We start from the raw sequence: 24,892 nt of genomic DNA on the forward strand, positions 1-24,892 counted from the left end.
GAACACCGATGCTGGAATTCGCACAATCACTCCGCTGGCAAGACTTCTTCGATATCCTGATTGTTTCCTTCATCATCTATCGTGTCATGCTGCTGATCCGCGGAACCCGTGCGGTGCAAATCCTCTCCGGCATCGTTGTCCTCGTCGTGCTCTATTTTGCCGCGAGAGAGTTAGAGTTTCTTACCCTATACTGGTTGCTGGGCACCTTTTTAAGCTCGATCTTCCTGATTATCATCATCATCTTCCAACGGGATATCCGCCGGGCTCTCGCCCAGGTCGGGCAAACCACCTTTTCCAAACCGCAGGAAGACACGGTCCGCATCCTGCTCGAGATTGTCAGGGCGGCGCAACAAATGGCCCAACGCAAGATCGGCGGCCTCATCGTCATCGAACGGGAAACAGGACTCAATGAATACATCGAGTCCGCCCACAGCCTTGACGCCATTGTCAGCCGGCAGCTTTTGGTCACCATTTTCCAAACCACCGCCCCCCTCCACGACGGCGCGGTGATCATCCATAACGGCCGGATCCGTTCGGCCGGGGCCTTGCTCCCCCTCACCAGAAATCCTTACATCAGCAAACAGCTTGGCACCCGCCACCGAGCAGCCATAGGTCTTTCAGAGGAAACCGACGCGGTGATCATTGTTATCTCCGAGGAAACCCAAAAGATCTCCCTGGTCCAGCACGGAGCCATGACCTCCGATCTCGACGAAAACGCCCTCAGAAGCCGACTCGACGCAATCTTTGTTCCCAAGGAAAACACGACCCCTCTCTTATGGAAAAACTGGTTAAACAAATAATCCGGCGCATCCCCACCCCCAATTTTCTCAATTGGCCGAACAATTGGGGATTGAAGCTCATTTCCCTGATCTTCGCCCTCCTCCTCTGGTATTTCGTGGTGGGCGAGGACAAGGTTGATACCACGGTGTACATTCCGGTGGAGATTGTCAATCTGCCGCGGGAAATGGTTATCGCCAATCAGTTCAAAAAACAGCTGGAGGCCACAGTCAGCGGCCCACGCGGCTTGATCAGCGGCATCAACCGCCAGCGGATTTCAAGAACCATCAACCTTGCCAAGGCGACCCCCGGCACCATTGTCATTCGCAACGAACCCGAGACGATCCAGTTTCCACGGGGCGTTACCGTTTCGCGCATCCAACCAACCCACATTACCCTGCTCATCGACGAGTTGGTCGAAAAGGAGTTGCCGGTCCAGGCCAGAACGACCGGCTCCCCCGCCAATGGTCACGAACTGGGCGGAGTGGTCTTGGAGCCCTCGATCATCAAGGTTTCCGGCCCCAAAGCCGTTCTCGGTCGCGAAAAACTGCTGATTGCTAAACCCATCGACATCAGCGGGCTGAAAGCATCGAAAACCTTCCAGGTCCCGCTGGAACTCCGGCCGGCCCTCCTGGAACTCATGGGTGAGACCGTGGTCACCGCCAATGTGGTGATCAAAGAAAAAACCATGGAAAAGACCATCTCCGATATCACTGTCCACCTTGTCGGCACGGATACCGAGAGAAAAGTGACCTTCGAGCCACACACCATCAGCGTCCGCGCCCTACTGCCCTTGAGCAGTAAAGGGAATCAGGCCGAATTCATCGAGGCCAGTATCTCAACGGACGGGCTGCCGATCGGGGTCCACAGACTCCCGGTGAAAATCACGGCGCCGGAGCAGATAAAAATCATCGAAGCCGTCCCGCCCTCCGTCACCGTCAGGATTGGCAGGATCCCCGGCAAATGATCCGGGCCACCATGCTGTTCTTGTCTTCCAACGACACCGCGCCAGAGGGACCATTGGCGGAAGCGTTATTTCCAGGTTCTTTTTTTTCGTCCGGCAGGAGAAAACCATGAGAAAGTTGTTCGGCACCGATGGGGTCCGGGGGGTGGCGAACACCTATCCCATGACCACCGAAATCGCCATGCAGATCGGGCGGGCCCTCGCCCTTCTCGTTAAGGACATGCGCCGCGGCCACCGGATCGTCATCGGCAAGGACACCCGTCTTTCCTGCTACATGATCGAAAACGCCCTGGCCGCAGGAATCTGCTCCATGGGAGTGGACGTTCTCCTGGTCGGGCCGCTGCCCACGCCGGGCATTGCCTTCATCACCACCAGCATGCGGGCCGACGCCGGGGTGGTCATCTCCGCTTCCCATAACCCCTTCCAGGACAACGGCATCAAGATCTTCGCCCGCAACGGCTTCAAGCTCCATGACGACCTGGAGCTGGAGATCGAGGACCTGATCTTCTCCCAGAAAATGTCGGCCCTGCACCCGGTGGCCGAGGAAGTCGGCCGCGCCACCAGGATTGATGACGCCAAGGGCCGCTACATCGTTTTCTTGAAAAACACCTTCCCCCGGGAATACACTCTGGACGCCTTTCACATCGTGCTCGACTGTGCCAACGGTGCCACCTACGGAGTTGCCCCCCATGTTTTTGAAGAGCTGGGCGCCACCGTCACCACCCTTTCGGCGGAACCGGACGGCACCAACATCAACCGCGATTGCGGCGCCCTGCACCCGGAACACATGGCCGCCAAGGTCCGGGAACTCGGAGCGGATATCGGCATCGCTCTGGACGGCGACGGCGACCGGCTCATCGTCTCCGACGAGCATGGCAACATCGTTGACGGCGACCATATCATGGCCATCTGCGCCGCCGACCTGATGAGCCGCAAGAAACTGAAGAAAAAAACCTTGGTTGCCACGGTGATGAGCAACCTCGGGTTGGAGGTTGCCATGCAGCGCATGGGCGGCACCATGATCCGCACCCAGGTCGGGGACCGGTACGTGGTGGAAGAGATGCGTAAATCCGGCTATAATTTCGGCGGCGAACAGTCGGGCCATCTGGTGTTCATGGAGCACAACACCACCGGCGACGGCATCCTCGCCGCATTGCAATTGCTGGCAGTAATGATCAAAAAACACAAACCCCTGTCGGAACTGGCCTCCGTCATGGAAAGCTTTCCCCAGGTGCTCAAGAATGTCCGCACCGCCGAAAAAATCAACACCAACACCATTGCCGGCTTCAATAAAAAGCTCAAGAGCCTGGAAAAAAAATTGGGCGCGGATGGGCGGATTCTCGTGCGTCCCTCCGGAACCGAACCGGTTATCCGGGTCATGGTGGAGGGCAAGGACGCCAAACTGATCAACGCCATGGCCGATGAACTCTGCGAGATGATCCGCAAGGCTGATACGGCCGAAGCCTAACCCCAGCGCCCTGCCGACCCAAACTAATGAAGAGCCGACTCGACCAGCTTGTTCTGCAGCACGGACTCGCCCCCACCCTCACAAAGGCCCAGGCCCTCATTGCCGCGGGCCAGGTGCTGGTGAACGACCAACCGGCCGACAAGGCCGGCTCACTTTTTGCCGCAGACAGCCGGCTCCGGCTGAGGGGAAAACCCTGCCCCTATGTGAGTCGGGGGGGGCTCAAACTGGCAGCGGGGCTAAAGCATTTCCACCTCGCCCCCGCCGGCTTGATCTGTGCCGATGTCGGCGCCTCCACCGGCGGCTTCACCGATTGTCTCTTGCAGCACGGAGCCGCCAAGGTCTATGCGATTGATGTGGGCTATGGCCAGTTGGCCTGGAAACTGCGGCAGGATCCGCGGGTAGTGGTCATGGAACGAACCAACGCCAGAAACCTGCACCCCGGCGACCTTGCAGAGCCCCTCGATCTGGCGGTAATCGACGCTTCCTTTATCTCGCTTAAAACGCTTCTGCCGCCGCTGCTTGTCCTTTTCTGCAAAACCATCCGAGTTCTGGCCCTGATCAAACCGCAGTTCGAAGTCGGGAGAGGCCAGCTCGGCACCGGCGGAGTTGTCCGCGACAGCGACCTGCACGACCAGGTGATTGCAGAAATCGAAAATTTTGCCGGAGAGCTCGGTCTCGTCCCGCAAGGCGTCTGTCCCTCCCCGATCCTTGGCCCCAAGGGCAACCGGGAATTTTTGATCTACCTTGTTTCCGAAACAGAGTAATGCTTGCCGCGCCAGAAAAAATCATCCCGCTGCCGGGCGGAAAGGTCCTGGGCAAAGCGAACGATCAAACCGGAATCAACGACCAGATCACAGAGATCCCCGTCCAGATCCCCCCGCGCAACCATGCCTTCCAGAATATTCATGGCTTCGGAAAGCATCTTCCCTTGCTTGTAGGGCCGATCGGCGGCGGTCAGCGCTTCCAGGACATCCGCCAGGGCCAGCATCCTTGCGGGCAGGGGAATGGCGCCATTTTCAAGCCCACGGGGATAACCGGTGCCGTTCAGCTTTTCATGATGCATGCCGGCATAAAGCGGGACATTCTTCAATTTTTTCGGAAAGGGCAACCCCTCCAGCATTCTGATGCTCATTTCCACGTGATGGTTCATCACCTTGCGTTCCGCCGCGGTCAAGGTGCCTTTTTGCACGCAGAGATTCTCCACCTCATCGGGTCCGAGCAGGGGAAGCTCCATTCCGCTCAGGGCATAGGTTATCCCCGCGAGGCGCCGCACCTTCTCGATACTCTCCTCCGACAAGCCTTCACCCCCCAGATTGATCGTATCGAGAAAATTGATGATCTCCTGCCACTCTCCCTCTTTTTGCACCGGCGGCGCAGGACTCCCTGCCCTCCTTGGGCAGGGTTCATTTTCCAGGCGAGCGAACTCATCATGCAAGCGAGAGATTTCCACCCGGTGGCGAATAAGTTCTATCCGGTCAAAGATGGCCTCAAGCTTCGTCGCCTTGTCCATGAGATGCTCCGGGGTGGTGATCTTCCCCACGTCATGGAGCCAGGCCGCCATCCTGATTTCGGCAAGCTCGTCAGCGCTGAAACTGATCGGAGCAAACTTGCCGGTGGTGGCCCGATTAACCTCCAAAGCAATCTCCTCGGTAAGATTGGCGACCCGGTAAACATGCCCTGCCGTATACGGGGATTTTTCGTCAATGGCATCACCGATTGTCCGGACAAACGCATCGAGCAGATTTTCCAGCCCCCGCACCAGCCGCATCTTGGTCAGGGCAATGGCCGCCTGCGAGGCCAGGCTCATGACCATCCCCACCTCGTGCTCGGGAAAGGAAACAACCGCGCCGGTTTCCCGATCCTTGGCATTGAGAAGCTGCAAGACCCCAATCACCTCATCCTCATGATCCCGCAGGGGGATCACCAGCATCGAGCAGGAACGGTACCCTGTGGAGGCGTCAAAATCACGGGTTCCCTGAAAATCAAACCCTTCCGCGGCATAGACATCGGAAATATTGACCGGTGCCCCAGTAAGTGCGCAGTGCGCCGAAACGTTCCGATGATTCTCCCGGTTCCCTTTAAGGCGTAGCGGCACAGAAGGCCAAGTGATGGCTTCGCCGCTTCCCCCCATAAAGACCTTGAGCGAATCATTCTGGACAATGGCAAAATCAAGGGCCTGCCGCGCACCCTCCTTGATATACAGGGTTCCGCCGTCGGCGTTGGTGAAGTGTCTGGCCTCGCGGACGATCCTCTCCAAAAGCCGGTCAATGTTCTTTTCCGAAGAAAGCCCCAAGCCGATTTTTACCAGCTGATAGAGATGATTTCCCTGGCCCTCGCTGAACTCCCGAACCTCTTGGGTAACCCGGTCGGCGAGCCCGGCAACAACCGCAGGCGGCACCTCGGCCATTACCTGCCCGAGGTACTCTTCCACCCCCCGCACGACCTTCTGCATGAGCAGGTCTACTGCCGGCTGCCTACGCGATTGAGCCTTATCCGGAAGAGTATCCACGACATTTCCCCTTGCCCAAGGCGGTAATCCTCAGCTTCCTGCCCAACCGATTGTGGCAGGACAACCATTTTTACATTATATTAAAAATTTATACTTATTTTCCCCGGCAGCATAGCACCCAGGAGACACCCCCGAAAAAATAGGACCGTTGATCATGTTCCATGTTAACAAATTACTGACCACCGTGGTCTTTTTTATCCTCGCCATTTCCACAGCAAGTTCCACTCCGCGAGAACAGGTGCTTGACGATTACAAAAACGGCCTGGCACCTGGCTGGGAAACAAAATCCTTTGCCGGACAAACCCATTATACGGCAGAACATGATGACAAGCAATTTTACATAAAAGCGACGAGCAAAGGTGCCGCCTCCGGCCTTTTCCACAAAATTGCCTATGACTCCAAGGAACAGCCGATCCTCCGCTGGAGCTGGAAGATCGAGCGCACCCTCACCAAGGGGGACGAACGCCGCAAGGGAGGGGACGATTATGCGGCCCGAGTCTATGTGGTGTTTCCCTCCTTTCTATTCTGGAACACCAAGGCGCTCAACTACATCTGGGCCAACAAACTGCCCCGGGGCGAGGCCCTGCCCAACGCCTTTACCGCCAACGCCATGATGATCGCGGTGGAGAGCGGTAACGGACGCGCAGGTCAGTGGCTGAACGAAGAACGCAACATTTATGAAGATTTCAAAAAGTATTTCAAAAGCGAACCGCCAAAGGTTGGCGCCATCGCCATCATGACCGACACCGACAACACCGGTGAGAGCGTTACCGCCTGGTACGGTCCCATCTTCATCGGCAGAGACAACCCCTAGCCGCTCCCTCCGCGCCCTGCGGCCCCCCCGCCTGATTTCCTCCAGGCAAAAGGCCCGGGAGGCGGTTGACTTGCCCGAACGAAGATGCTACTTTGAGTGCGGTGCAACCCTCAGAGCTGCCCAGCATTTCATGCATTGTAGTAACCATACTATTGTCCACCGTCTTGCTCAGGAGTCTATACGTTATGACAAAAATACGTTTCCTTTTCCGGTTGTCCCTGCTTTCCATCCTGATCGGCGCCACCAGCTGCCTGCTTGCTTCCACCGCCATGGCAGAAGAATACGTCAGTGTCGTAAAAGACGGGGTCAATATCCGCTCCGGCCCCGATACCACGAAAGAAATCCTCTGGACGGTATTCAAGGGTTTTCCGCTGCAGGTCACCGATCAGCAGGGAAACTGGTCCAAGGTGGTGGATTACGAAGGAGACACGGGCTGGATTGCCTCCTCTCTGCTGGCAAAGGAAAAAACCCTCATTGTCAAGGTGGAGACCGCCAATCTGCGCGTTGGCGCAGGAATAGACTACGAGCTCGTAGCCTCAGCCAAACACGGCGTGGTCTTCAAGCCCCTGGAGACCGAAGGCGACTGGGTTAAGGTCAAGCATGCAGACGGGACCACCGGCTGGGTTGCGAGCAGACTACTCTGGCCAAACTGAGTTTCAAGACCTAAAAGACCATGGGAATGAAAGCTCCCCCGCCATATCCGCTTCACCCGGTTCTCCTGGTTGACGACGAACCCCATACCCTTGCCAGCTTTGATATCGCCCTTCGCTCCCACGGCATAAACAACACCATCCGTTGCCAGGAGAGCCGTGAGGTTGCGGCCATTCTTGAGCATCAGCCCGTGGAAATCATCCTTCTCGATCTGATGATGCCCCATGTTTCCGGCCATGACATCCTCAAGGATGTCAGCCAACGCTTCCCGGACCTGCCGGTCATCATCGTCACCGGGGTCAACGAGGTGGAAACCGCGGTCCACTGCATGCAGCAGGGGGCTTTTGACTACGTGCTCAAGCCGGTGGAAATCGAACGCCTCCTGCCCAGCATCAGACGGGCCCTTGAAGTCAGACAGCTTCGCAGGGAAAACTCCCGGCTCGCCAGCAGTTTTTTCCAAAAAGATCCCGCCCATCCGGAGGTGTTTTCCAAAATCATCACGGGCAACGAGACGATGAAAGCCCTGTTCCGATACTGCGAAGCCATTGCCGAAGGACGGCAGCCGGTGCTGATCACCGGAGAGACCGGGGTGGGCAAGGAGAGCATCGCCAGGGCCGTCCATGATCTGAGCGGCAGGCCGGGGGAATATGTGGCGGTCAATGTGGCCGGCCTGGACGAGCAGATCTTTGCCGACACCCTCTTTGGCCATGCCCGAGGGGCCTTCACCGGGGCGGACCGCAGCCGCTCCGGCCTGGTGGAAAAAGCAGCCGGCGGCTCCCTCTTCCTGGACGAAATCGGCGATCTCAGCGAACCCTCGCAGGTCAAGCTCCTGCGTTTTCTCGAGGAACGCGAATACTACCCCTTGGGCTCCGACCAGGTCCACCGTTCGGATGCCCGGGTCCTCGTCGCTACCCATCACGACCTGGAACAGCAACACAAAAAAGGATTGTTCCGAACCGACCTGTTTTACCGGCTGCGCACCCACCGCATCCAGGTTCCGCCGCTGCGGGAGCGCAAGGACGATCTCCCCGCCCTGCTGGACTTTTTTCTTGCCCAAGCAGCGGCGGAATTCAAAAAACAAATTCCCCGCTACCCGGACACGCTCATCCCCCTGCTTGCCGGCTATGATTTCCCAGGCAACGTCCGAGAACTGCGGGCCCTGGCCTTTGATGCGGTAAGCCACCAGCGGGGGGCCACGCTCTCCACGGCTTTCTTCCTCAAAGAACTCGGCACTGCCAGCCCGCCGGAAAGCATTCACCCTTCCCAAACCATGGGGGGGCCGCAAAAATCATGGGCCGCCGGGTTGGACACACTGCCCACCCTGAAGGAGGCGGATCAGACACTCATCGCCGAAGCGCTCAGGCGAAGCAGCAACAACCAACGGGGTGCCGCGCTCCTCTTGGGCATAACGCCGCAGGCCTTGAATCAGCGGCTCAAGCGCCGACCATAACGACAACCCAAACGAGTCCCTCCCCAGACCATGGCAAGCAAAGGAAAGATACTTGTTGTTGACGATGAGCCCATGGTCCTCAAACTGCTCACCATGCAGGTCGAGCGCCACGGCTATACGGCAACCGGCGCGACCAACAGCTCGGACGCCCTCGCCCTTCTTGCAAAAAGCCCTTTTCATCTCCTGATCACCGATATCATGATGCCGGACATGGATGGCCTTGTCCTTATGCAGCGGGCCTTGGCTCTCCAGCCCGACCTTGAATGCATCGTGGTTTCCGGGCAGGCGGATCTTGCCATTGCCGTGGAAGCCATGAAGATGGGGGCGATCAACTATATCCAAAAGCCAATCACCATGATGGAGCTGGAAGTTTCCTTGGCCAAGGGGATGGAACGGTTGGCGCTGCTGAAAAACCTCAAAAAGAGCCAAGAGGAACTCAGTCGGCACCGGGAGCATCTCGAACTATTGGTTGCCAAGCGGACAGCGGAACTCGCCCGCATCAACAAACAGCTCGAGGCGGATATCAAGGCACGGAAAAAAGCGGAAAAAGAGGCGGAACGCCGGCGACAACAGCTCATCGAAGCCGACAAGATGGTCTCCCTTGGAATCCTGGTCGCCGGGGTAGCCCATGAAATCAACAACCCGAACAATTTCATCACCATGAACGCCCCCATCCTCCACCGCGCCTGGGACGATTTCCTCCCCATCCTGGAAGAGCATTACCAGGAACACGGCGATTTTCCCGTAGCCGGCATCCCCTTTTCCGAGATGCGCGAGCATATCCCCGAGCTTTTTTCCGGCATTCTCGACGGCTCGGAACGCATCCGCAAAATCGTCTTTAATCTGCGGGATTACGCACGGCAAGGCGTCTCCGACATGGACCAGGACATTGACCTGAATACCGCCCTCCGCGCCGCCTTGGTCCTGCTTGCCAACCCGCTCAAAAAAGCGACCGATCATCTCACCGTCCACTACGGCGATGGATTGCCGCCGGTGCGGGGCAATTTTCAGCGGGCCGAACAGGTCATCATCAACCTGTTACAAAACGCCTACCAATCCCTCGCTTCCCCGGACAAGCATCTGACAGTCTGCACCGGCCAGGATCCTAAATCCGACACGATTTTCGTGGAAATTGCAGACCAAGGGGCCGGGATTTCCCAAAAAAATCTCAAACGCATCCTGGACCCGTTTTTTACCACCAAGCGCGATGGCGGCGGCAGTGGGCTCGGCCTTTCTATTTCGGCGGGAATCATGGAAGAACATGGGGGACGGCTTGAATTCCACTCACAGTCCGGCAAGGGCACCATTGCCAGAGCGGTCTTCCCCATACCCTCCCGCTCCTAACCCCCACGACATCAACTTTTATTGATTTATATCAATATATATTTGTTTTCGCAGCACCATCCCGTTTGCCGTCTATTTCCCCACACACAATAAAGATATCTTGACACACACTTTCTCCACGCCCGCCATCATAAAAAAATATTTATTGCAATACCAATTAGTTACACACTTTTTTATCTGCCTGGCACATTTCTTCCATAGACAGAGAGTAACCCCGGTAAAAATCACGGGTTCACAGTCCACCTGAGCAGGAGGGGAGACCATGGGAATATCAGCAATGAAATCCACGCTGGCAACGCTCATTCCTGACCCGGGAGTATACGGGCACGACTCGTTACGGATCACCGAGATCCTCGGCATGATGACGGCAACCGCCCTTCCCATTGCCGACGCCACGGTTATGGGCATCATCAATTTCCGAGGCAGAACTGTGCCGGTCATTGATTTACGGGTGAACCCCCTCCGCGGCCTCAACGGCTTTGCCGAACAAATCTGCATCCTTTCGGCGGAAAGCATGCATCAGACTCAGCCGCTCATCTTCGGCGCCCTGGTGGATTCGGAAGCGGACGCATATGATTTGATTGTCGGCAGCACCCACTGATTACAGATAATGGCCCGCACGGGCCTTACACAAGTAGCCATTTGGATCGGTCCCCCCCCCTCGCCGGTCCAAGACTTCCTGCCAAGTCTCTTCGGAGGCTTGGCAGGAAGTTGGCTTTTAGAAGGACAAAAATACCGGGAGCATTTTCTATGGCGCAGGGCGAAACACCAAGGCTTGCCGCCAGCCCACCTCCTTCCCCCACAAGGGTGGCCCCATCCATGTTGCCGATCTCTTTTATGCAGTCTTACCCCGACCTACCAATCATCACCCTCTCCCCCGGACAGCTGCTGATCTCCGCACAGGCAAGCATAGTCTCCACCATCCTCGGCTCATGTATCTCCCTCTGCCTGCACAGCGAAAAAATGCGGATCGGTGCCATCTGCCACGGCATACTGCCCCGGCAGAGCAAACTCCCCATACCCGGACATTTCCCTTATTTGGATACAGCGGTTCCCCATATGCTCGAAACCATGCGCAGCCGTTTCGGTCTCACGCCATCAGAGCTGACAGTCAAGCTTTTCGGCGGAGCCAGCGTGCTTCAACCCCGAACAACCGCAGCGCATGGGCCTGCCATAGGCCAACAAAACATTGCCGCCACCCTTGAAGCCCTGACCCGTTTCGGCCTCGCCCCCCACGTGCAGAAAACCGGAGGAACAGAGGGTTACAAAATATTTTTCAATACCGCTACCGGTGAGGTTTTTGTGAGACGCCTCCCCCACAACAGTGCAAAAAGCTGCGCACAGATGAAGGAGAGACAGGCGACCCAATGACGTTCCCGGTGTTGCCGATCCAAGCCATGACTGGTTTACAGATCCTGATAGCAGAAGACGAGAAACACACCCGACTCGCCCTGCATCTCGTGTTGCGCCAGGCTGGTTTCAATGTAATCCTGACGAGCAATGGCCGGGACGCCTATGAAAAAATCCGGCAACAGCCAACCAACCACCCGATCAGTCTGATCATCACCGACTTCAAGATGCCCGAACTGGACGGCCTTGCCCTGATCGACAAACTTAAGGGAGCAGGCATTTCGATCCCGATTATGGTCATCACCGGGTACGGCAACAAAGAACTCCTGCGGCAATTGCATAAACGCGGCTGCGCATCCTACATCGACAAACCGTTTATCCCCAGAGAAGTCCTGAGCCGGATCGCCAGTGTCCTGCCACAAGCACAGACCCTCGTAGCCTGAATAGTAGGTCCCGGTTTTGCGCCCACGGGCAGCCTCTGATTGCCACCCTTTCTGCTTTCTCTCCCCTGCCGCATCACCGGTTCTCCTCTGCACCTCTTAGAGAAAAGCTATTGACCGGTCTTGGCGAACACACTAAAAGAATAGATATCTCGCTAATATCGATGGTCTCATGAAAAAATCATCGTAGCGTCAAAATTGGATCAAGATCAATCACGACACACAGGCTCCCATATGGTTTCCATAGCCACCATCGGCCCGAAAGGCTCCCACGCCTGGCAAGCTGCCCGCCAGTATAACCCGGACGCGACCATCAGGCTTTTCCCCAACCTAGTCGCGGTCTTCAAGGCCTTTTCCGAACACGAGACCGACCTGGCCCTGGCCCCGGTTTATAACACCCACGAAGGTCAGGTCAAAGAATACAGCCGTTTGGTTAAGGGCATGGACAAAGGATTCTGGCAGGACAACATCGTCCTGCCCATCCATCTTTCCCTGGGCACCCTCACCGCCACGGAACCGATCACCATGCTCCTCGGCAAAAGTGGGGTGCTGCGGCAATGTGAAGATTACATTACCAGCACCTACCCCGATGCGACCCTGACCTCGGTACATGATCTGGATGCGGCGGTACGTGAGATCAAGGAGCAGGGGCTTGTCAGCCATGGGGTTATCGAGGCCGAAGAGGCGTTGCGCGCCTACGGCCTGACCATCCGCGCCAGAGAAATCGCGCCCCATAACCGGACCCGCTATGCAGTGCTGGGTCCGGCCCCGGCCCCCCGCACCGGCTACGACGCCACAACCATGATCACCACGCCGATCAAAGATCGGGTCGGCATCTTGGTGGAGCTTCTCAGCGAGTTCACCAAGCGCAGTATCAACCTGATCGACATGCAGACGGAAACCGACCCACTGAGCCAGGAACTGCAATTCTACATTGAGTTCGAAGGGCATCTTTCCGATGAGAGGGTCCGCATAGCCATTGAGCGCATCGAACACCAAATCATCCAGGAGCCAGGATCGGTGCGGGTGCTTGGCAGCTTCCCCAGGGTGGACATGCGGGTCAAGCGTATCAAGACCTTTGGTTTTATCGGCAGCGGCGACATGAGCCTCTGGTTTGCCGAACGCTTAAAAAGCGAAGGCTACGAAACCATGATCACCGGCAGGAGCAGCGTTCTGCGGCCTGAAGAGATGATTCCCCAGGTGGAGGTGGTGGTGATCTGCGTTCCCATCAGCGCCACCCCGGCGGCCATTATCGAATACGCACCGTTGCTTGCGGAAAACCAGGCCCTGATCCTGCTGGCGGGCGAGGCGGAAAACGTGCTGCAAACCGCCCTGAGCCACAGCAAAGAAGGGGTCGAGGTCCTGCTGGTCCATAATCTCTGGGGGCCGCAGGCCGCGACTATGAAGGACAAGAACGCTTCGGTGGTCCGCACCGTGCGGAGCGGGGTTTTGAGCAGCGAGTTCGAGGCCTTTCTTTACAAGCACGGGGCCAAGATCTCTCTCGACGCTCCGGGCCAGCACGACCTGATGATGGGGGTCAGCCAGAAGCTGCCCACCTCCATCTCGGTGGCTCTGGCCATGGCCCTCAAGGAGAACAATATCCCCCCGGAGGATATCGGCAGCCACGCCACCCTGACCTCGCTCTACTCCATCCTTTCCATGGCCAGGGTGCACAGCCAGAATCCCCGCACCTACGGGGAGATCATGTCTACCAGCGGGCAAGGGGGCCGCATAGTGACCAGCTTTGCCGAAAACCTCAAAAGGATCACGGAGCTGGCTGAATCCGGCGACATCGAAGCACTGTGTGGGGTGATCGAGGAGAACCGGCGCTATTTGGGGGAGGGGTTCCTCAAGGACCGCATGCAGCAAGCCCTGGCTGTGGACGCCACTCTGGGCCGGGTGCTCAACCGCGACTGATAACAAAATCATGATCTGCGACAATTTTGCACAAACAACTCTTGACGCTGTATCTTTTTTTTCTATATGGTGTAGGGTGTCAAATCAATTTCCACAATAGTTTCACTGATTAACCTGCTAGGCGGAGGAAATAGATGTCTAAAAAACAGGTCACAATAGGCAAAAAAATCGGCGGCGGCTTCGGGGTAGTACTCTTCCTGACCGCCCTTCTCATGGGCGTCTACCAATTCGCCCTCACCTCGGCCACCTCCACCTTCACCGAGCTTATTGAGGTCGACATGGCCATAGCCGTGCGTGCCAACTCCGCCCTGAGCCAACTCAACAAGTGTCGCCGTTTTGAAAAGGACTTCCTCCTTACCGGCAACGAGGGCAAGGCCAAGGAGCAAAAAGAGAGTTACTTCAATCTCACGGACGAGCTGGACACCATCGAGGCCATGGCCAAAAAGGCAAACAAACCGAAGATGATCCAAAACATCGGGGAGGTTCGCACCCAGATTGAGATCTACCAGGAAAACTTTGAGCTTATTGTCACGGCTCCTGAATATGAGCGGATGAGCATCGAGCCGAAACTTCGGACGGCCGCCAAGGCAGCGGAACCGGTCTTGGAAGAACTCTACAAAAATATTCAGGACGAGGCAAACGAGGGGACGGTTAGCGCCAAGGCGCGGGCCAAGCTCCTGGGCTTGCTCGCTCTGGGTCTGGGCGGTCTCGCTCTAGTCAGCGGCACGGTCCTGGCCTTTTTTCTCGGCCGGGGGATTTCCACAACCCTCAAGCAGGTAAGCCTCTCCCTCAATGAAGGCGCCGAGCAGGTTGCCGCCGCGGCGGGTGAGGTTTCCTCCTCCAGCCAAACCCTGGCGGAAGGCGCATCCCAGCAGGCAGCTGCGGTGGAAGAGACCTCCGCCTCCCTGGAAGAGGTCGGGGCCATGATCAAGCAGGATGCCGACAATGCGCGACAGGCCGACGAGCTGATGAAGGAGGCCAACGAGGTAATCCTGAGCGCGGACGAATCCATGAAAAAGCTCACCACCTCCATGCATGAGATTTCCGCCGCCAGCAGCCAAACCCAGAAGATTGTGAAGACCATCGACGAGATCGCCTTCCAGACCAACCTTCTCGCCCTGAATGCCGCCGTCGAGGCTGCGAGGGCCGGCGAGGCCGGGGCAGGATTCGCAGTGGTGGCCGACGAGGTTCGCAACCTGGCCATGCGGGCTGCGGAAGCGGCCAAGAACACCTCGAATCTTATCGAAGGCACGGTGCAGAAAATTAACACCGGCAATGCCCTGGTCAGTGAGACCAGTGAATCGTTTTATGTCGCAGCCCAGTCCACCACCCGCATCGGCACCATCATCACCGAGATGGCTGGAGCGGCAAGCCAGCAGGCAAACGCCATCATCCAGGTCACCAAAGCCATCCACGAGATCGACAACGTGACCCAGAGCAATGCGGCGGCCGCGGAAGAATCAGCCTCCGCCTCCGAAGAGTTGAACGCCCAGGCAGAAATGATGAAGGGCTCGGTAGGGCAGCTTCTTAACATGGTGGGCGGCGCGGAAGGCCAGGCAAAAGAGCAGCCAGACGCAAGAAGACTGAAGCGCCCACCCACGGCGACACTGAGCCGTGGCGGAAAAATAGCACCTCCGGCCAGAAAAGCCCTCCCCCCCGCGGCAAAGAAACAGACCAGCCCACCAGCAAAGGGGACAACGCCCGAGGATATCATCCCCATGGGCGATGATTTTGAGGATTTTTAATCCTCTCCAAAAAAAGAAGGGAACTTTTACAGCGAAGAGAGGTCTTCATACCATAGGCAACGTGAAAGACTAAAACCCCCCTCCCTTGGGTTTCTTCACTTTGTTTGTTTTCTCCCTCTCCTCCTCGCCGCCACAAGCGGCATCTAGAGGCCATTTCCATCCTTTCGGAAATGGCCTCTTTTTTTTACCACGCCTCTTTTTCTCTTGGTAATCTTTTCCAATTTAACCTATTCTAATATATCTGAAACGCCGACAATACGGCCTCTCCGCCGAACAATACGCAATCACGGTTTTTAATTTTTTTAAGGAGAAAGAGCATGGACCTCAAGCAGTGGTCATTGCGCGGAAAAATTGTTCTGGTGGGCGTATTGCTGCCAACCCTGCTCATTGTCGGGCTGTTCCGTCTCTACTCGGGAGAATCAAAGGAAAAAACCTTGTCCGCGTTTGCGGACAAGGCAAGAGCCATTTGTCTGACCGCAGAATCCACCCGCGACGAGATGGAGAAAAAATGGCAGATGGGGCTGTTCACCGCCGAGCGTCTTCGGGAGCTGGCGGCAGCAGGGGAAAAGGAAAAAGTCCTGGCCATGGTTCCGGTCGTTTCCGCCTGGAATGCGGCAATGAACAAGGCAAAGGAAGGCGGCTATACCTTCAAGGTACCGAAACACTCACCCAGGAACCCCAAGAATGAACCGGACGAGCTGGAGGCCAAGGCCCTCCGCCTGATGGATGAACAGCACCTGAACGAATATTACGAGATCGACCCGACAATCAATGCGGTCCGCTATTTTCGTGCGGTACGCCTCACGGAAACCTGCCTGCTTTGCCACGGTGATCCGAAAAATTCCCAGGAACTTTGGGGAACCAGCAACGGAACCGATCCCACCGGCGGCCCCATGGAAAACTGGAAAACCGGCGAAATCCATGGCGCCTTCGAGGTGATTCAATCCTTGACCGAGGCGGACAAGCAATTGAGCGCCTCCATCTCCAAGGCCACCTACCTGGTTGCGGCAGGACTTGCCGTTATGGCGGTGCTGTTCGCCACCCTGGTGATCCGCATTGTTTCGAATTCAGTGATCAAGCCGGTCACCCGGATCATCAATGATCTGACCCGGGGTTCGGACAATCTACTGGAGGCCGCCAACCAGGTTTCTTCCGCCAGCCATGAACTTGCCGACGGCGCTACCCGCCAGGCTGCGAGCCTTGAAGAAACATCCGCCTCACTGGAAGAGATGTCTTCCATGACCAAGCAAAACGCCGAGAACGTGAACCAAACCAGCTTGATGGCGGAAAATGCCAGAAGCTCGGCCGAGGTCGCCCAGAACAGCATGGAGCGGATGAGCGAGGCCATCGCCAGCATCAAAAAATCCGCGGACCAGACTGCGGTGATTATGAAAACCATTGACGAGATTGCCTTCCAGACCAACCTGCTGGCCTTAAACGCCGCAGTCGAAGCGGCGCGGGCCGGAGAGGCGGGCGCAGGCTTCGCCGTGGTCGCCGAGGAAGTTCGCTCCCTAGCCCTGCGCAGCGCGGAAGCAGCCAAGAACACCGCGCAACTCATTGAAGAATCCCAGAAAAATGCGGACAACGGTGTAAAATCAGCGGCGGAAGTGCAGGAAATTTTGATCAAGATCGTCGACGGGGTCAAGAAAGTCAGCCAGCTGGCGAGGGAGATCTCCGTAGCCAGCGAAGAGCAGGCCCAGGGCGTCAATCAAATCAATCTGGCTGTTTCCGACGTGGACAAGGTAACCCAGGGCAACGCCGCCATTTCCGAAGAGGCAGCCTCGGCAAGCGAGGAACTTTCCGGCCAGGCCAAGGAGCTGAGCGAACTGGTTCACTCCCTGGCCGAGGTGGTGGGCGCCAAGCAAACCAGTGCTCCGCCAACGCATACAGGCAGTGGAAGAAAAGCTGCCCCGCAAGGGCAGAAACGCGGAGCGAGACCCGTTCCGGCAAGGCCGGTGAAAAAACTTGCTGCCCCTACACCACCAAAGCCCAAGGGCGCCAAACCGCAGGATGTCATTCCCTTTGACGACGATGAGTTTGAAAACTTTTAATAATTTTACCGAGGAGAAACACCATGGCATTATTGACTTGGCAGGAGAAATATTCCGTTGGCATCAAGCAAATCGATGACCAGCACAAGCAGCTGATCGACATGATCAACGAACTCAACGACGCCATGCTCACGGGCAAGGGGAAAGACGCCCTGATGCCGGTACTGAACAAGCTGGCCAGCTACTGCGTAACCCATTTTGCCGTCGAAGAAAAGCTGTTTGACACCCACGCCTACCCGGAAACCGCGGACCACAAGGAGAAGCACAGCAAGATGTTGGCGAAGGTTAAGGCGCTCATCGGCGAGGTGCAAAGCGGAAAAAGCACGGTCAGCATCGAGGTGATGAACTTCCTGAAAAACTGGCTGGACAAGCACATCATGGAAACGGACAAGAAATACGGCCCCTACCTGAACAGCAAGGGCGTTCAGTAAGCGAATTTCCGCACAGTAGCGAGGGAGAGAGGACACACTTCTCTCTCGCTACTCCCTCCGCAACCCCTCGGGCTTCCCCATGAATTGCCGGGTAAACATAGACACCTACCGCTGCAATAGCTGCGAAACCTGCGTGGTTATCTGCCCCGAGGTTTTCCGGATGAACACGGTCCTGGAAAAAGCAGAATCCATCTCCGACACCGTGGAATGCAGCGAGCTACTTGAACGGGCCGTTGCCATGTGTCCGGAAAAATGCATCGAAATCGAACAAGAATGAGCCCCGCAATGCTGTCGTGTTCCCGCTTATCCTGTCGTTTTCCCACCCCCCCAGAACGGTAGTTTTCCCGGCGGCACAATTTGTCTCAACCAAAACAGCTAACAGAGCACCAATAGAAAAGGCCATCTTTCCGGGATGGCCTTTTCTATTGCCTCAAACAAGCGCGCTGTTTCGCGTTCAGCTTCCCCGCACTTCAATCCTGCGTGGCTTGGCTGGCGCCAACTTAGGCAAAACCAGGGTCAGCACCCCATCGGCCATGGTGGCCTGGATCTTTTCCTGATCAATGGTTTCGGCCACCGTGAACTTACGCAGGTAGCTGCCGGGCTGAAACTCCTGGAGAAGTACGGTTTCTCCCTCGCAGACGACTGGGGCCATGACCCCGCGGATGGTCAGGGTTTCATTTTCCAGCTCGATTTCGACCCCTTCTTTGGCCACCCCCGGCATCTCGGCAAGGACATTGACCGCTTCCGCTGTTTCAAAGATATCCACCGCGGGCACATACTGCTTTTCCGGCTTGGTGGGTTCACCTGCCTGCTGCACTTCCTGTTTCTGCTGAATCTGCATTTCTTTTTCCGTCATATGCGTACTCCTTTAAGAAAGCCGGCATAAAGCTGCCTCAAGACTGTCTCAACCCACATTGACCTTGATCTGCTTCGGCTTCACCGCCTCTGCCTTGGGCAGGGTAATAGTGATAATCCCGTCCGCAGCCTTTGCCTCTACCTTGTCCACCTGCACCTTGGTGGGCAGGGTAATGGCCCGGCTGAATCTGCCGCACTCAATCTCACGCCGGTGGTAGGAACATTTCTCCTCCGCCTTGCAGGTTTGCCGCTCTCCCCGAATGGTGAGGGTATCGCCCTCGATGGAAATTTCCACCTCGCTGGCCGCCACCCCCGGGATCTCGGCCCGGACATAGAGATGAGCGGGGTCTTCCGAAACATTCAAGGCAGGAAAAACCGCGCCCCGGCCGCTTGCCTCAGGCCCACCACCCTGAAAAAGCGCGTCCAGCTCCCTGCGCATCCTTTCAAAATCGGCCCAGGGATTTCTGAACAATTTCTGATCGGCAAATCGTACTATCGCCATACGCACCTCCTTTGAGAATGATATATAACAATCCGATTTTACAGAGCTTATCAGCTTTACATACAAAATAAGAATTGTTGTCCGCATGTCAAGATCGGACAATTTTTTTCGCAGAAACACAGCAAAGAAACTCGTTCAACACAGTATACCATGGATGAAATCATCTTTGCGAAACAGCGATGATTGTTGGCCTCGCAAAAAAGCGATTCCAACGGGTATTCGAGGAAACTCCTTTGCAATAGTATGAACCTGTGCCTTTTTTACATTTTTGCAAGTGCATCTTGATTCCGCTACCCTCAAGAACAAAAATCGGGTATAGTTGCGACCCGGATTCTACTTGCCCAAACCAATTACGTTCCGGCAAGTTCCCACCCCTTATTGCGGCCACATGCCGTCTGTTGCGGGCATACATTCACAAGAAAACAGGAGAAACACCATGAAACTTATTCTTTTGGGCGCACCCGGCGCCGGCAAAGGCACCGTAGCCAAACTGCTTACCGCCATCGACGGCTCAGTGCAGATTTCCACCGGCGACATTCTCCGCGGCGCGGTCCAGGCCGGAACCCCCCTGGGCAAGGAAGCGGAAGGCTACATGAATCGCGGCGATCTAGTTCCCGATTCGCTGATCATGGGGATCATGGAAAATCGCCTCCAGGAGCCCGATTGCGCCAAGGGCTTTTTACTGGACGGCTTCCCCCGCACCATTCCCCAGGCCGAGGCCCTGACCGAACTCCTGAAAAAACTTAATATCACCCTGGACATGGTTGCCTCCATCGACGTGCCCCGCGATGTGATCTTCGACCGGCTCTGCACGAGAAGAACCTGCACCAACCCTTCCTGCCAGGCGATCTACAACACCAAGAGCAACCCGACCAAGGTCGAAGGCATCTGCGACAAGTGCGGCAGCCCGGCGATCCAGCGCGAGGACGAAACCCAGGAGGCTATTGCCCACCGTCTGGACACCTACAACGAGAAAACCGCACCTCTGGCAGGTTTTTACGAAAAATCAGGCTTGCTGAAATCCATCGTCGGCACCTCCAGCGATGTGGTGGTTGACGCCATCAAGAAACAGCTTGGCCTCTAATACCCCGGAGATTACCATCATCGGCGGCGGCCTCGCGGGATGCGAGGCCGCCTGGCAGATCGCCCGGCGCGGATGCACGGTAACGCTGCACGAGATGAAGCCGATCCACTTCAGCCCGGCGCACGAGTCGCCGCTGCTGGCGGAACTGGTCTGCAGCAACTCCCTGCGCTCCGCCGATGTCTCTTCCGCTGTTGGCCTGCTCAAGGAAGAGATGCGGCGGTTGGGCTCCCTGGTCATGGCGGCGGCCGACCATACCCAGGTTCCGGCAGGCCGGGCCCTGGCGGTTGACCGCGCCCTCTTTGCCCAATTTATCACCGAAAAAATCGAAAACCATCCGGCCATCACCGTGGTCCGGGAAGAAGTCAGCGAACTTCCCCCCCCGGGGGAATGGCCGATGATCATGGCCTCCGGCCCGCTCACCTCTGCACCGCTTGCCGCATCTCTGGCCCAACTCACCGGGGAAGAGCATCTGGCCTTTTACGACGCCATCGCCCCCATCGTTGCCGCCGACTCCCTGGACATGGCCATCGTTTACCGGGCCTCCCGCTATGACGACGGCCCGGGCGACTATCTGAACTGCCCCATGAACCGCGACGAATACGCCGCCTTTATCGAGGCCATGCGCAGCGCCGACAAGGTGCCGCTCAAGGAGTTCGAGGAACAAAAATACTTCGAGGGATGTCTTCCCATCGAGATCATGATGGAGCGCGGCGAGAACACCCTGCGCTTCGGCCCCATGAAACCGGTGGGTCTGCCCGACCCGAGAACCGGCCGCGACCCGTACGCCGTGGTCCAGCTCCGCATGGAGAAAAAAGACGGTCTGCTCTACAATATGGTGGGCTTTCAAACCAAGCTGACCTACGGTGCGCAACAGACGGTGTTCCGCCTGATTCCCGGCATGGCCCAGGCGGAGTTCGCCCGGCTCGGCAGCATCCACCGCAACACCTTTGTCTGCGGCCCCAAAGTACTGCTCCCCAGCCTGCAGGTGAAAAACCGGCCCGACCTCTTGCTGGCCGGACAGATCACCGGGGTGGAGGGGTATGTGGAATCCACGGCCATGGGCTTGCTGGCCGGGATCAACGCGGTGCGCTTGGCTTTTGGCCAAACGGCGCTGACCTTGCCCAACGACACTGCCATGGGCGCCCTGGTCGGCCACCTGACCCAGACCGAACCCAAGCATTTCCAGCCCTCGAACATCAACTTCGGCCTGTTCCCTGCCTGGGAAACAAAACTTCCCAAAAAACTGCGAGGTCAACACCGTGCTGAAACAGCCCTGGCTTCCCTCAAACAGTTCTGCGACGCGGAAAATCTGGAATCGGCTTAAGCAGGCGCGATTTCTTCTCTGCCTCTTCCTGCTCAACTTTCTCTTGATCCTCTCCGTGGCCCAAGCCGCCTTCGGTGCGCCGCTCCCCAGCCAAGAACTTGAGATCGCCTTCGACCTTACGGGCCGCAGGCTCACTGGCAAATCCACCATTACGATCCCAGCCCACACCACAGCCACCATTTCCCTCTCCGGCCTGGAAATCACCGCGCTGCAACTGAACACCACCCCTCTTCAACCCACGGAGCAGCTGACTTTTCTTCCCACTGCCCACGACCAGCAAGTGACCATCCACTATGGCAAAACCGTGACGGACCCGCGGATGGACGGGCTCATTGATTCCAACGGCATCGCCCTCACCGGAATCTGGCACCCGCAGCTCGACACCGATTGTCTCTTTGCGCTCACCGCCACTATCCCCAAAGCGTTTGCCGCCATCTCCGAAGCCGAGGAAATCACCAGCACCGTCAGCAAGAACATCCGCACCGTCAGCTTCCGTTTCGGTCACCCCCTGTCCACCCTCAACTTTGTCGCCGGCCCCTATGTGGTGGAGCAGGAGTCCATCGGGCCCGGCCAGACCCTGTACTCCTATTTCTTCAAAGAAGACCGGCAGCTGGCCGCGGAATACCGCAAAAAAACCCTTGGCTACCTCAAACGCTACCAGGAACTGATCGGCCCCTACCCCTACAAACGGTTCAGCATTGTGGAAAACCGGCTCCCCACCGGCTACGCCATGCCCACTTTCACCCTGCTCGGCCAGGCCGTGATCCGTCTGCCCTTCATCACCGAGACCTCCCTGGGCCACGAGGTGCTGCACAGCTGGTTCGGCAATAGTGTCGGCGTGGACCCCAGCCAGGGCAACTGGTGCGAAGGGCTGACCACCTATCTGGCGGATCAGGCCTTTGCCGCAGACCGCCATGCCGAGGGGGCGTTCAGAAAACAACAGCTCATCAACTACCAGAGCTATGTGCCCCCGGACAACACCTTGACGCTGAATGATTTCAGCGGGGGTGGCAGCCACCTGCTCGCCGGCAACAAGGCGGCGCGCGCCGTGGGCTACGACAAAGCGAGCATGTTCTTCCACATGCTGCTCCGGGAGATCGGCGATGCGCCCTTTTATGCCGGGCTTCGTGATTTCCATGCGCGGTTTAAAAATCAACAGGCGAGCTGGCAGGATCTGGCGGCGAGTTTTTCCAAAAGCTCCCACCAGAATCTTGAACCGTTCTTCAGCCAATGGCTCACCCGGGCCGATCTTCCCCGGTTGGAAATCGCCGTGGACAGCCTCACGGAAAAAGAGGGGCAAATGGAACTCGGGCTCACCGTCAAGCAACTTCAGGAAAAACCCTACCGATTGCGATTGCCCCTGGATATTGTCACTGCGCAGGGCAAGCAACGGCGCGAAGTGACCCTCAGCGGAAGCGATACCAAGCTGACCGTCAGCCTGGCGGATTATCCCAGCCAAATAATTGGAGATCCGGAGTACGACCTGATGCGAGCCCTGGCCCCTGAAGAACAGCATCCCACCTGGTCGCGCTTCCTCGGCGCCCGGGAGAAACTGGCCATTATTGCAAAAAACGAAGACCAGCGGACATATGCGCCGCTCTTCGAACTCCTTGCCGAGTTCGGCTGTCCAATTAAGGGTGCCGACGTGGTAACCGACAAGGATCTGGCTGGCAAGTCGGTGCTTTTCCTCGGCGCAGACAGCCGATTGGCCCGCTCCCTCTTTGCCCGCCCAAGCCAGCCCGCCACCGGCTTTACTCTGGAGGCGCAGGAGAATCCTCTCTCCCCCGGTCAAGTGGCGGTGGTGGTCTCTTCTGCCAGTACTGCGGAAACCGCCGCAGCCACGCCCAAGCTCCCCCATTACGGCAAATACACCACCCTCCATTTCAATCTCGGCCGGATTGAGCGCAAAACCATCGCCGAGAGCGACCAGGGGCTGCAGGTACCAATCGATCCCCCGCCCATGGGAATCGCCGTACCCCAGGCCCTTTCCTTTACCGCGATCATGGAACAGCTCGGGGAAAAACGGCTGGTCTATGTGGGGGAAAGCCATACCCGTTACGCGGACCACCTCCTGCAACTGCGGGTGATCCGGGCGCTCTTCGCCCAAAACCCAAAACTCGCCATCGGCATGGAAATGTTCAGCCGCGAGGCGCAGCCGGTTCTGGATCGGTATCTGGCCGGGGAACTCAACGAACGGGAATTCCTGAAGCAATCGGGGTATTTTTCCAAATGGGGCTACGATTACCGGTTGTACCGGGAGATCATCAACTTTGCCCGGCGCCATAAGCTGCCCATCGTGGCCCTCAACCAGGAAAAGGGGATCGTCTCCAAGGTCTTCAAGGAGGGCGCAGCCTCCCTGAGCGAAGAGGAACTCGCCAAGATCCCAACGGACCGCGACCTGACCATCCCCGGCTACCGGGAGCGGATCGCCGAGGCCTTTGCCATGCACAGCAAAAACGACAACGGACCTGAGCAGTTCAACGGCTTTTTCCAGGCCCAGGCCCTGTGGGATGAGACCATGGCCGAGTCGGTGAGCGCCTTCCTCACCGCCCATCCGAAGCACCGAATGGTGGTCCTGGCCGGCCAGGGCCATACCGATAAGAGCACGGCCATCCCGCCCCGGGTCGCCCGCCGGATACCGAGCATCCGCCAAGCGGTCATCGTGAACAGTGAGGCTGAGGAGCTTGATCAGGCCGAGGCAGACTATCTGATCTTTTCCAAGCCCATGGAGCTGCCCCCGGCCGCGGTTCTCGGGGTGATGCTTGCCGAGACCTCCGAGGGGCCGCTGGTGCAAGGATTATCCGAAAAAAGCAAGGCAGGGGCGGCAGGGATTATGGAAAAAGATGTCATCCTGGCCCTGGATGACGAACCGGTGACAACCGTCGATGATCTGAAGATCATCCTGCTTAGCAAGGAAATCGGCAAACAGGTGATGGTAAAGATCAAGCGGAAATCAGGGTTCTTGTTCAAGCCGGAGTCGATTCTTTCCATTCCGGTGGGGTTGTAACAGGGTTCAAATCGGCCGAAACCCCAAAAGTTCCCTCCCCCCTGGCGGGGGAGGGTTAGGGAGAGGGGGACGCAGCCATAAAATCGGCAGGCCCAGCTTCACCCACCCCCGCCCCCCCCCTCCCGTCAAGGGAGGGGGATTCAATTTGAAAGAGGCAAGAGCCTCACCCATCTTTTCTTTTGGCCTTACCCCTGCTCCGGGCTATAATG

The 24,892-nt window shown here is 57.3% G+C and carries 22 protein-coding genes; 19 read left to right on the plus strand and 3 right to left on the minus strand.

Annotated elements, in window-relative coordinates; genetic code table 11:
* Positions 1 to 8 precede the first annotated feature (8 nt).
* The 4 genes from cdaA to OLX77_RS00345 all read left to right on the plus strand — a co-directional run bounded on the left by cdaA (position 9) and on the right by OLX77_RS00345 (position 3,973).
* Positions 9 to 800 (plus strand): diadenylate cyclase CdaA, encoded by a 792-nt coding sequence (cdaA, locus tag OLX77_RS00330; protein ID WP_307631584.1) that lies wholly within the window; start codon positions 9 to 11, stop codon positions 798 to 800.
* On the plus strand, positions 776 to 1,744 hold the full coding sequence (locus OLX77_RS00335; RefSeq protein WP_307631585.1) for a CdaR family protein: 969 nt from the start codon (positions 776 to 778) through the stop codon (positions 1,742 to 1,744). The genes cdaA and OLX77_RS00335 overlap by 25 nt, the downstream gene beginning before the upstream one ends.
* A 106-nt stretch (positions 1,745 to 1,850) precedes the next feature.
* On the plus strand, positions 1,851 to 3,209 hold the full coding sequence (gene glmM, locus OLX77_RS00340) for a phosphoglucosamine mutase (RefSeq protein WP_307631586.1): 1,359 nt from the start codon (positions 1,851 to 1,853) through the stop codon (positions 3,207 to 3,209).
* A 26-nt stretch (positions 3,210 to 3,235) separates the two neighbouring features.
* Positions 3,236 to 3,973: a TlyA family RNA methyltransferase gene (locus tag OLX77_RS00345; RefSeq protein WP_307631587.1), complete on the plus strand. Its 738-nt coding sequence runs from the start codon at positions 3,236 to 3,238 to the stop codon at positions 3,971 to 3,973.
* Here OLX77_RS00345 and OLX77_RS00350 read toward each other — a convergent pair.
* Positions 3,949 to 5,718 carry an HD domain-containing phosphohydrolase gene (locus OLX77_RS00350; RefSeq protein WP_307631588.1) on the minus strand — a complete coding sequence of 590 codons (1,770 nt, stop codon included), beginning with the start codon at positions 5,716 to 5,718 and terminating at the stop codon, positions 3,949 to 3,951. The genes OLX77_RS00345 and OLX77_RS00350 overlap by 25 nt on opposite strands.
* Before the next feature lie 154 nt (positions 5,719 to 5,872).
* Here OLX77_RS00350 and OLX77_RS00355 point away from each other — a divergent pair, with 154 nt between their 5' ends.
* The 12 genes from OLX77_RS00355 to OLX77_RS00410 all read left to right on the plus strand — a co-directional run bounded on the left by OLX77_RS00355 (position 5,873) and on the right by OLX77_RS00410 (position 18,188).
* Positions 5,873 to 6,532, plus strand: a complete 660-nt coding sequence (locus OLX77_RS00355) for a DUF3047 domain-containing protein (protein ID WP_307631589.1) — start codon at positions 5,873 to 5,875, stop codon at positions 6,530 to 6,532.
* Between the two features lie 185 nt (positions 6,533 to 6,717).
* Positions 6,718 to 7,185, plus strand: coding sequence for an SH3 domain-containing protein (locus OLX77_RS00360; RefSeq protein ID WP_307631590.1), 468 nt, complete (start codon positions 6,718 to 6,720; stop codon positions 7,183 to 7,185).
* A gap of 26 nt (positions 7,186 to 7,211) precedes the next feature.
* Positions 7,212 to 8,633: a sigma-54-dependent transcriptional regulator gene (locus OLX77_RS00365; protein WP_307631591.1), complete on the plus strand. Its 1,422-nt coding sequence runs from the start codon at positions 7,212 to 7,214 to the stop codon at positions 8,631 to 8,633.
* Between the two features lie 30 nt (positions 8,634 to 8,663).
* On the plus strand, positions 8,664 to 9,977 hold the full coding sequence (locus OLX77_RS00370; protein WP_307631592.1) for a hybrid sensor histidine kinase/response regulator: 1,314 nt from the start codon (positions 8,664 to 8,666) through the stop codon (positions 9,975 to 9,977).
* A gap of 262 nt (positions 9,978 to 10,239) precedes the next feature.
* On the plus strand, positions 10,240 to 10,578 hold the full coding sequence (locus OLX77_RS00375) for a chemotaxis protein CheW (protein ID WP_307631593.1): 339 nt from the start codon (positions 10,240 to 10,242) through the stop codon (positions 10,576 to 10,578).
* 218 nt (positions 10,579 to 10,796) lie between these two features.
* Positions 10,797 to 11,348: a chemotaxis protein CheD gene (locus tag OLX77_RS00380; RefSeq protein ID WP_307631594.1), complete on the plus strand. Its 552-nt coding sequence runs from the start codon at positions 10,797 to 10,799 to the stop codon at positions 11,346 to 11,348.
* Positions 11,345 to 11,770 carry a response regulator gene (locus tag OLX77_RS00385; protein WP_307631595.1) on the plus strand — a complete coding sequence of 142 codons (426 nt, stop codon included), beginning with the start codon at positions 11,345 to 11,347 and terminating at the stop codon, positions 11,768 to 11,770. The genes OLX77_RS00380 and OLX77_RS00385 overlap by 4 nt, the downstream gene beginning before the upstream one ends.
* Positions 11,771 to 12,001: 231 nt before the next feature.
* A complete protein-coding gene (locus tag OLX77_RS00390) occupies positions 12,002 to 13,684 on the plus strand; it encodes a prephenate dehydratase domain-containing protein (protein ID WP_307631596.1) in 1,683 nt (560 codons plus the stop codon).
* 134 nt (positions 13,685 to 13,818) lie between these two features.
* On the plus strand, positions 13,819 to 15,429 hold the full coding sequence (locus tag OLX77_RS00395; RefSeq protein WP_307631597.1) for a methyl-accepting chemotaxis protein: 1,611 nt from the start codon (positions 13,819 to 13,821) through the stop codon (positions 15,427 to 15,429).
* Between the two features lie 317 nt (positions 15,430 to 15,746).
* Positions 15,747 to 17,480 (plus strand): methyl-accepting chemotaxis protein, encoded by a 1,734-nt coding sequence (locus OLX77_RS00400; RefSeq protein WP_307631598.1) that lies wholly within the window; start codon positions 15,747 to 15,749, stop codon positions 17,478 to 17,480.
* A gap of 23 nt (positions 17,481 to 17,503) precedes the next feature.
* Positions 17,504 to 17,911: a bacteriohemerythrin gene (locus OLX77_RS00405; RefSeq protein ID WP_307631599.1), complete on the plus strand. Its 408-nt coding sequence runs from the start codon at positions 17,504 to 17,506 to the stop codon at positions 17,909 to 17,911.
* A gap of 79 nt (positions 17,912 to 17,990) precedes the next feature.
* Entirely contained in the window at positions 17,991 to 18,188 is a 198-nt protein-coding gene (locus tag OLX77_RS00410; RefSeq protein WP_307631600.1) for a ferredoxin, read from the plus strand.
* Between the two features lie 177 nt (positions 18,189 to 18,365).
* On the opposite strand, the gene OLX77_RS00415 is transcribed toward OLX77_RS00410, so the two are convergent.
* Both OLX77_RS00415 and OLX77_RS00420 read right to left on the minus strand, forming a co-directional pair.
* Positions 18,366 to 18,767: an Hsp20/alpha crystallin family protein gene (locus OLX77_RS00415; protein ID WP_307631601.1), complete on the minus strand. Its 402-nt coding sequence runs from the start codon at positions 18,765 to 18,767 to the stop codon at positions 18,366 to 18,368.
* 48 nt (positions 18,768 to 18,815) lie between these two features.
* On the minus strand, positions 18,816 to 19,268 hold the full coding sequence (locus tag OLX77_RS00420; protein WP_307631602.1) for an Hsp20/alpha crystallin family protein: 453 nt from the start codon (positions 19,266 to 19,268) through the stop codon (positions 18,816 to 18,818).
* A 436-nt stretch (positions 19,269 to 19,704) separates the two neighbouring features.
* On the opposite strand from OLX77_RS00420, the gene OLX77_RS00425 reads away from it, so the two are divergent.
* The 3 genes from OLX77_RS00425 to OLX77_RS00435 are packed head-to-tail and all read left to right on the plus strand — an operon-like array spanning position 19,705 to position 24,683.
* Positions 19,705 to 20,352, plus strand: a complete 648-nt coding sequence (locus OLX77_RS00425; RefSeq protein WP_307631603.1) for an adenylate kinase — start codon at positions 19,705 to 19,707, stop codon at positions 20,350 to 20,352.
* Entirely contained in the window at positions 20,342 to 21,676 is a 1,335-nt protein-coding gene (gene trmFO, locus OLX77_RS00430; protein WP_307631604.1) for a methylenetetrahydrofolate--tRNA-(uracil(54)-C(5))-methyltransferase (FADH(2)-oxidizing) TrmFO, read from the plus strand. The genes OLX77_RS00425 and trmFO overlap by 11 nt, the downstream gene beginning before the upstream one ends.
* Positions 21,612 to 24,683, plus strand: a complete 3,072-nt coding sequence (locus OLX77_RS00435; protein WP_307631605.1) for a ChaN family lipoprotein — start codon at positions 21,612 to 21,614, stop codon at positions 24,681 to 24,683. The genes trmFO and OLX77_RS00435 overlap by 65 nt, the downstream gene beginning before the upstream one ends.
* Positions 24,684 to 24,892: the final 209 nt, after the last annotated feature.

The sequence above is a fragment of the Thiovibrio frasassiensis genome (genome assembly GCF_029607905.1).
In the GTDB taxonomy this organism is placed as follows: domain Bacteria; phylum Desulfobacterota; class Desulfobulbia; order Desulfobulbales; family Desulfurivibrionaceae; genus Thiovibrio; species Thiovibrio frasassiensis.

Bases quoted from the DNA above. Each gene is read 5' to 3' on its own strand.
- OLX77_RS00345 (WP_307631587.1), top strand. From the start codon at position 3,236: ATGAAGAGCCGACTCGACCAGCTTGTTCTGCAGCACGGACTCGCCCCC.
- OLX77_RS00385 (WP_307631595.1), top strand. From the start codon at position 11,345: ATGACGTTCCCGGTGTTGCCGATCCAAGCCATGACTGGTTTACAGATC.
- cdaA (WP_307631584.1), top strand. From the start codon at position 9: ATGCTGGAATTCGCACAATCACTCCGCTGGCAAGACTTCTTCGATATC.
- glmM (WP_307631586.1), top strand. From the start codon at position 1,851: ATGAGAAAGTTGTTCGGCACCGATGGGGTCCGGGGGGTGGCGAACACC.
- OLX77_RS00380 (WP_307631594.1), top strand. From the start codon at position 10,797: ATGTTGCCGATCTCTTTTATGCAGTCTTACCCCGACCTACCAATCATC.
- OLX77_RS00335 (WP_307631585.1), top strand. From the start codon at position 776: ATGGAAAAACTGGTTAAACAAATAATCCGGCGCATCCCCACCCCCAAT.
- OLX77_RS00365 (WP_307631591.1), top strand. From the start codon at position 7,212: ATGAAAGCTCCCCCGCCATATCCGCTTCACCCGGTTCTCCTGGTTGAC.
- OLX77_RS00395 (WP_307631597.1), top strand. From the start codon at position 13,819: ATGTCTAAAAAACAGGTCACAATAGGCAAAAAAATCGGCGGCGGCTTC.
- OLX77_RS00410 (WP_307631600.1), top strand. From the start codon at position 17,991: ATGAATTGCCGGGTAAACATAGACACCTACCGCTGCAATAGCTGCGAA.
- OLX77_RS00405 (WP_307631599.1), top strand. From the start codon at position 17,504: ATGGCATTATTGACTTGGCAGGAGAAATATTCCGTTGGCATCAAGCAA.
- OLX77_RS00360 (WP_307631590.1), top strand. From the start codon at position 6,718: ATGACAAAAATACGTTTCCTTTTCCGGTTGTCCCTGCTTTCCATCCTG.
- OLX77_RS00390 (WP_307631596.1), top strand. From the start codon at position 12,002: ATGGTTTCCATAGCCACCATCGGCCCGAAAGGCTCCCACGCCTGGCAA.
- OLX77_RS00425 (WP_307631603.1), top strand. From the start codon at position 19,705: ATGAAACTTATTCTTTTGGGCGCACCCGGCGCCGGCAAAGGCACCGTA.
- OLX77_RS00375 (WP_307631593.1), top strand. From the start codon at position 10,240: ATGGGAATATCAGCAATGAAATCCACGCTGGCAACGCTCATTCCTGAC.
- OLX77_RS00355 (WP_307631589.1), top strand. From the start codon at position 5,873: ATGTTCCATGTTAACAAATTACTGACCACCGTGGTCTTTTTTATCCTC.
- OLX77_RS00370 (WP_307631592.1), top strand. From the start codon at position 8,664: ATGGCAAGCAAAGGAAAGATACTTGTTGTTGACGATGAGCCCATGGTC.
- OLX77_RS00420 (WP_307631602.1), bottom strand. From the start codon at position 19,268: ATGGCGATAGTACGATTTGCCGATCAGAAATTGTTCAGAAATCCCTGG.
- OLX77_RS00415 (WP_307631601.1), bottom strand. From the start codon at position 18,767: ATGACGGAAAAAGAAATGCAGATTCAGCAGAAACAGGAAGTGCAGCAG.
- OLX77_RS00400 (WP_307631598.1), top strand. From the start codon at position 15,747: ATGGACCTCAAGCAGTGGTCATTGCGCGGAAAAATTGTTCTGGTGGGC.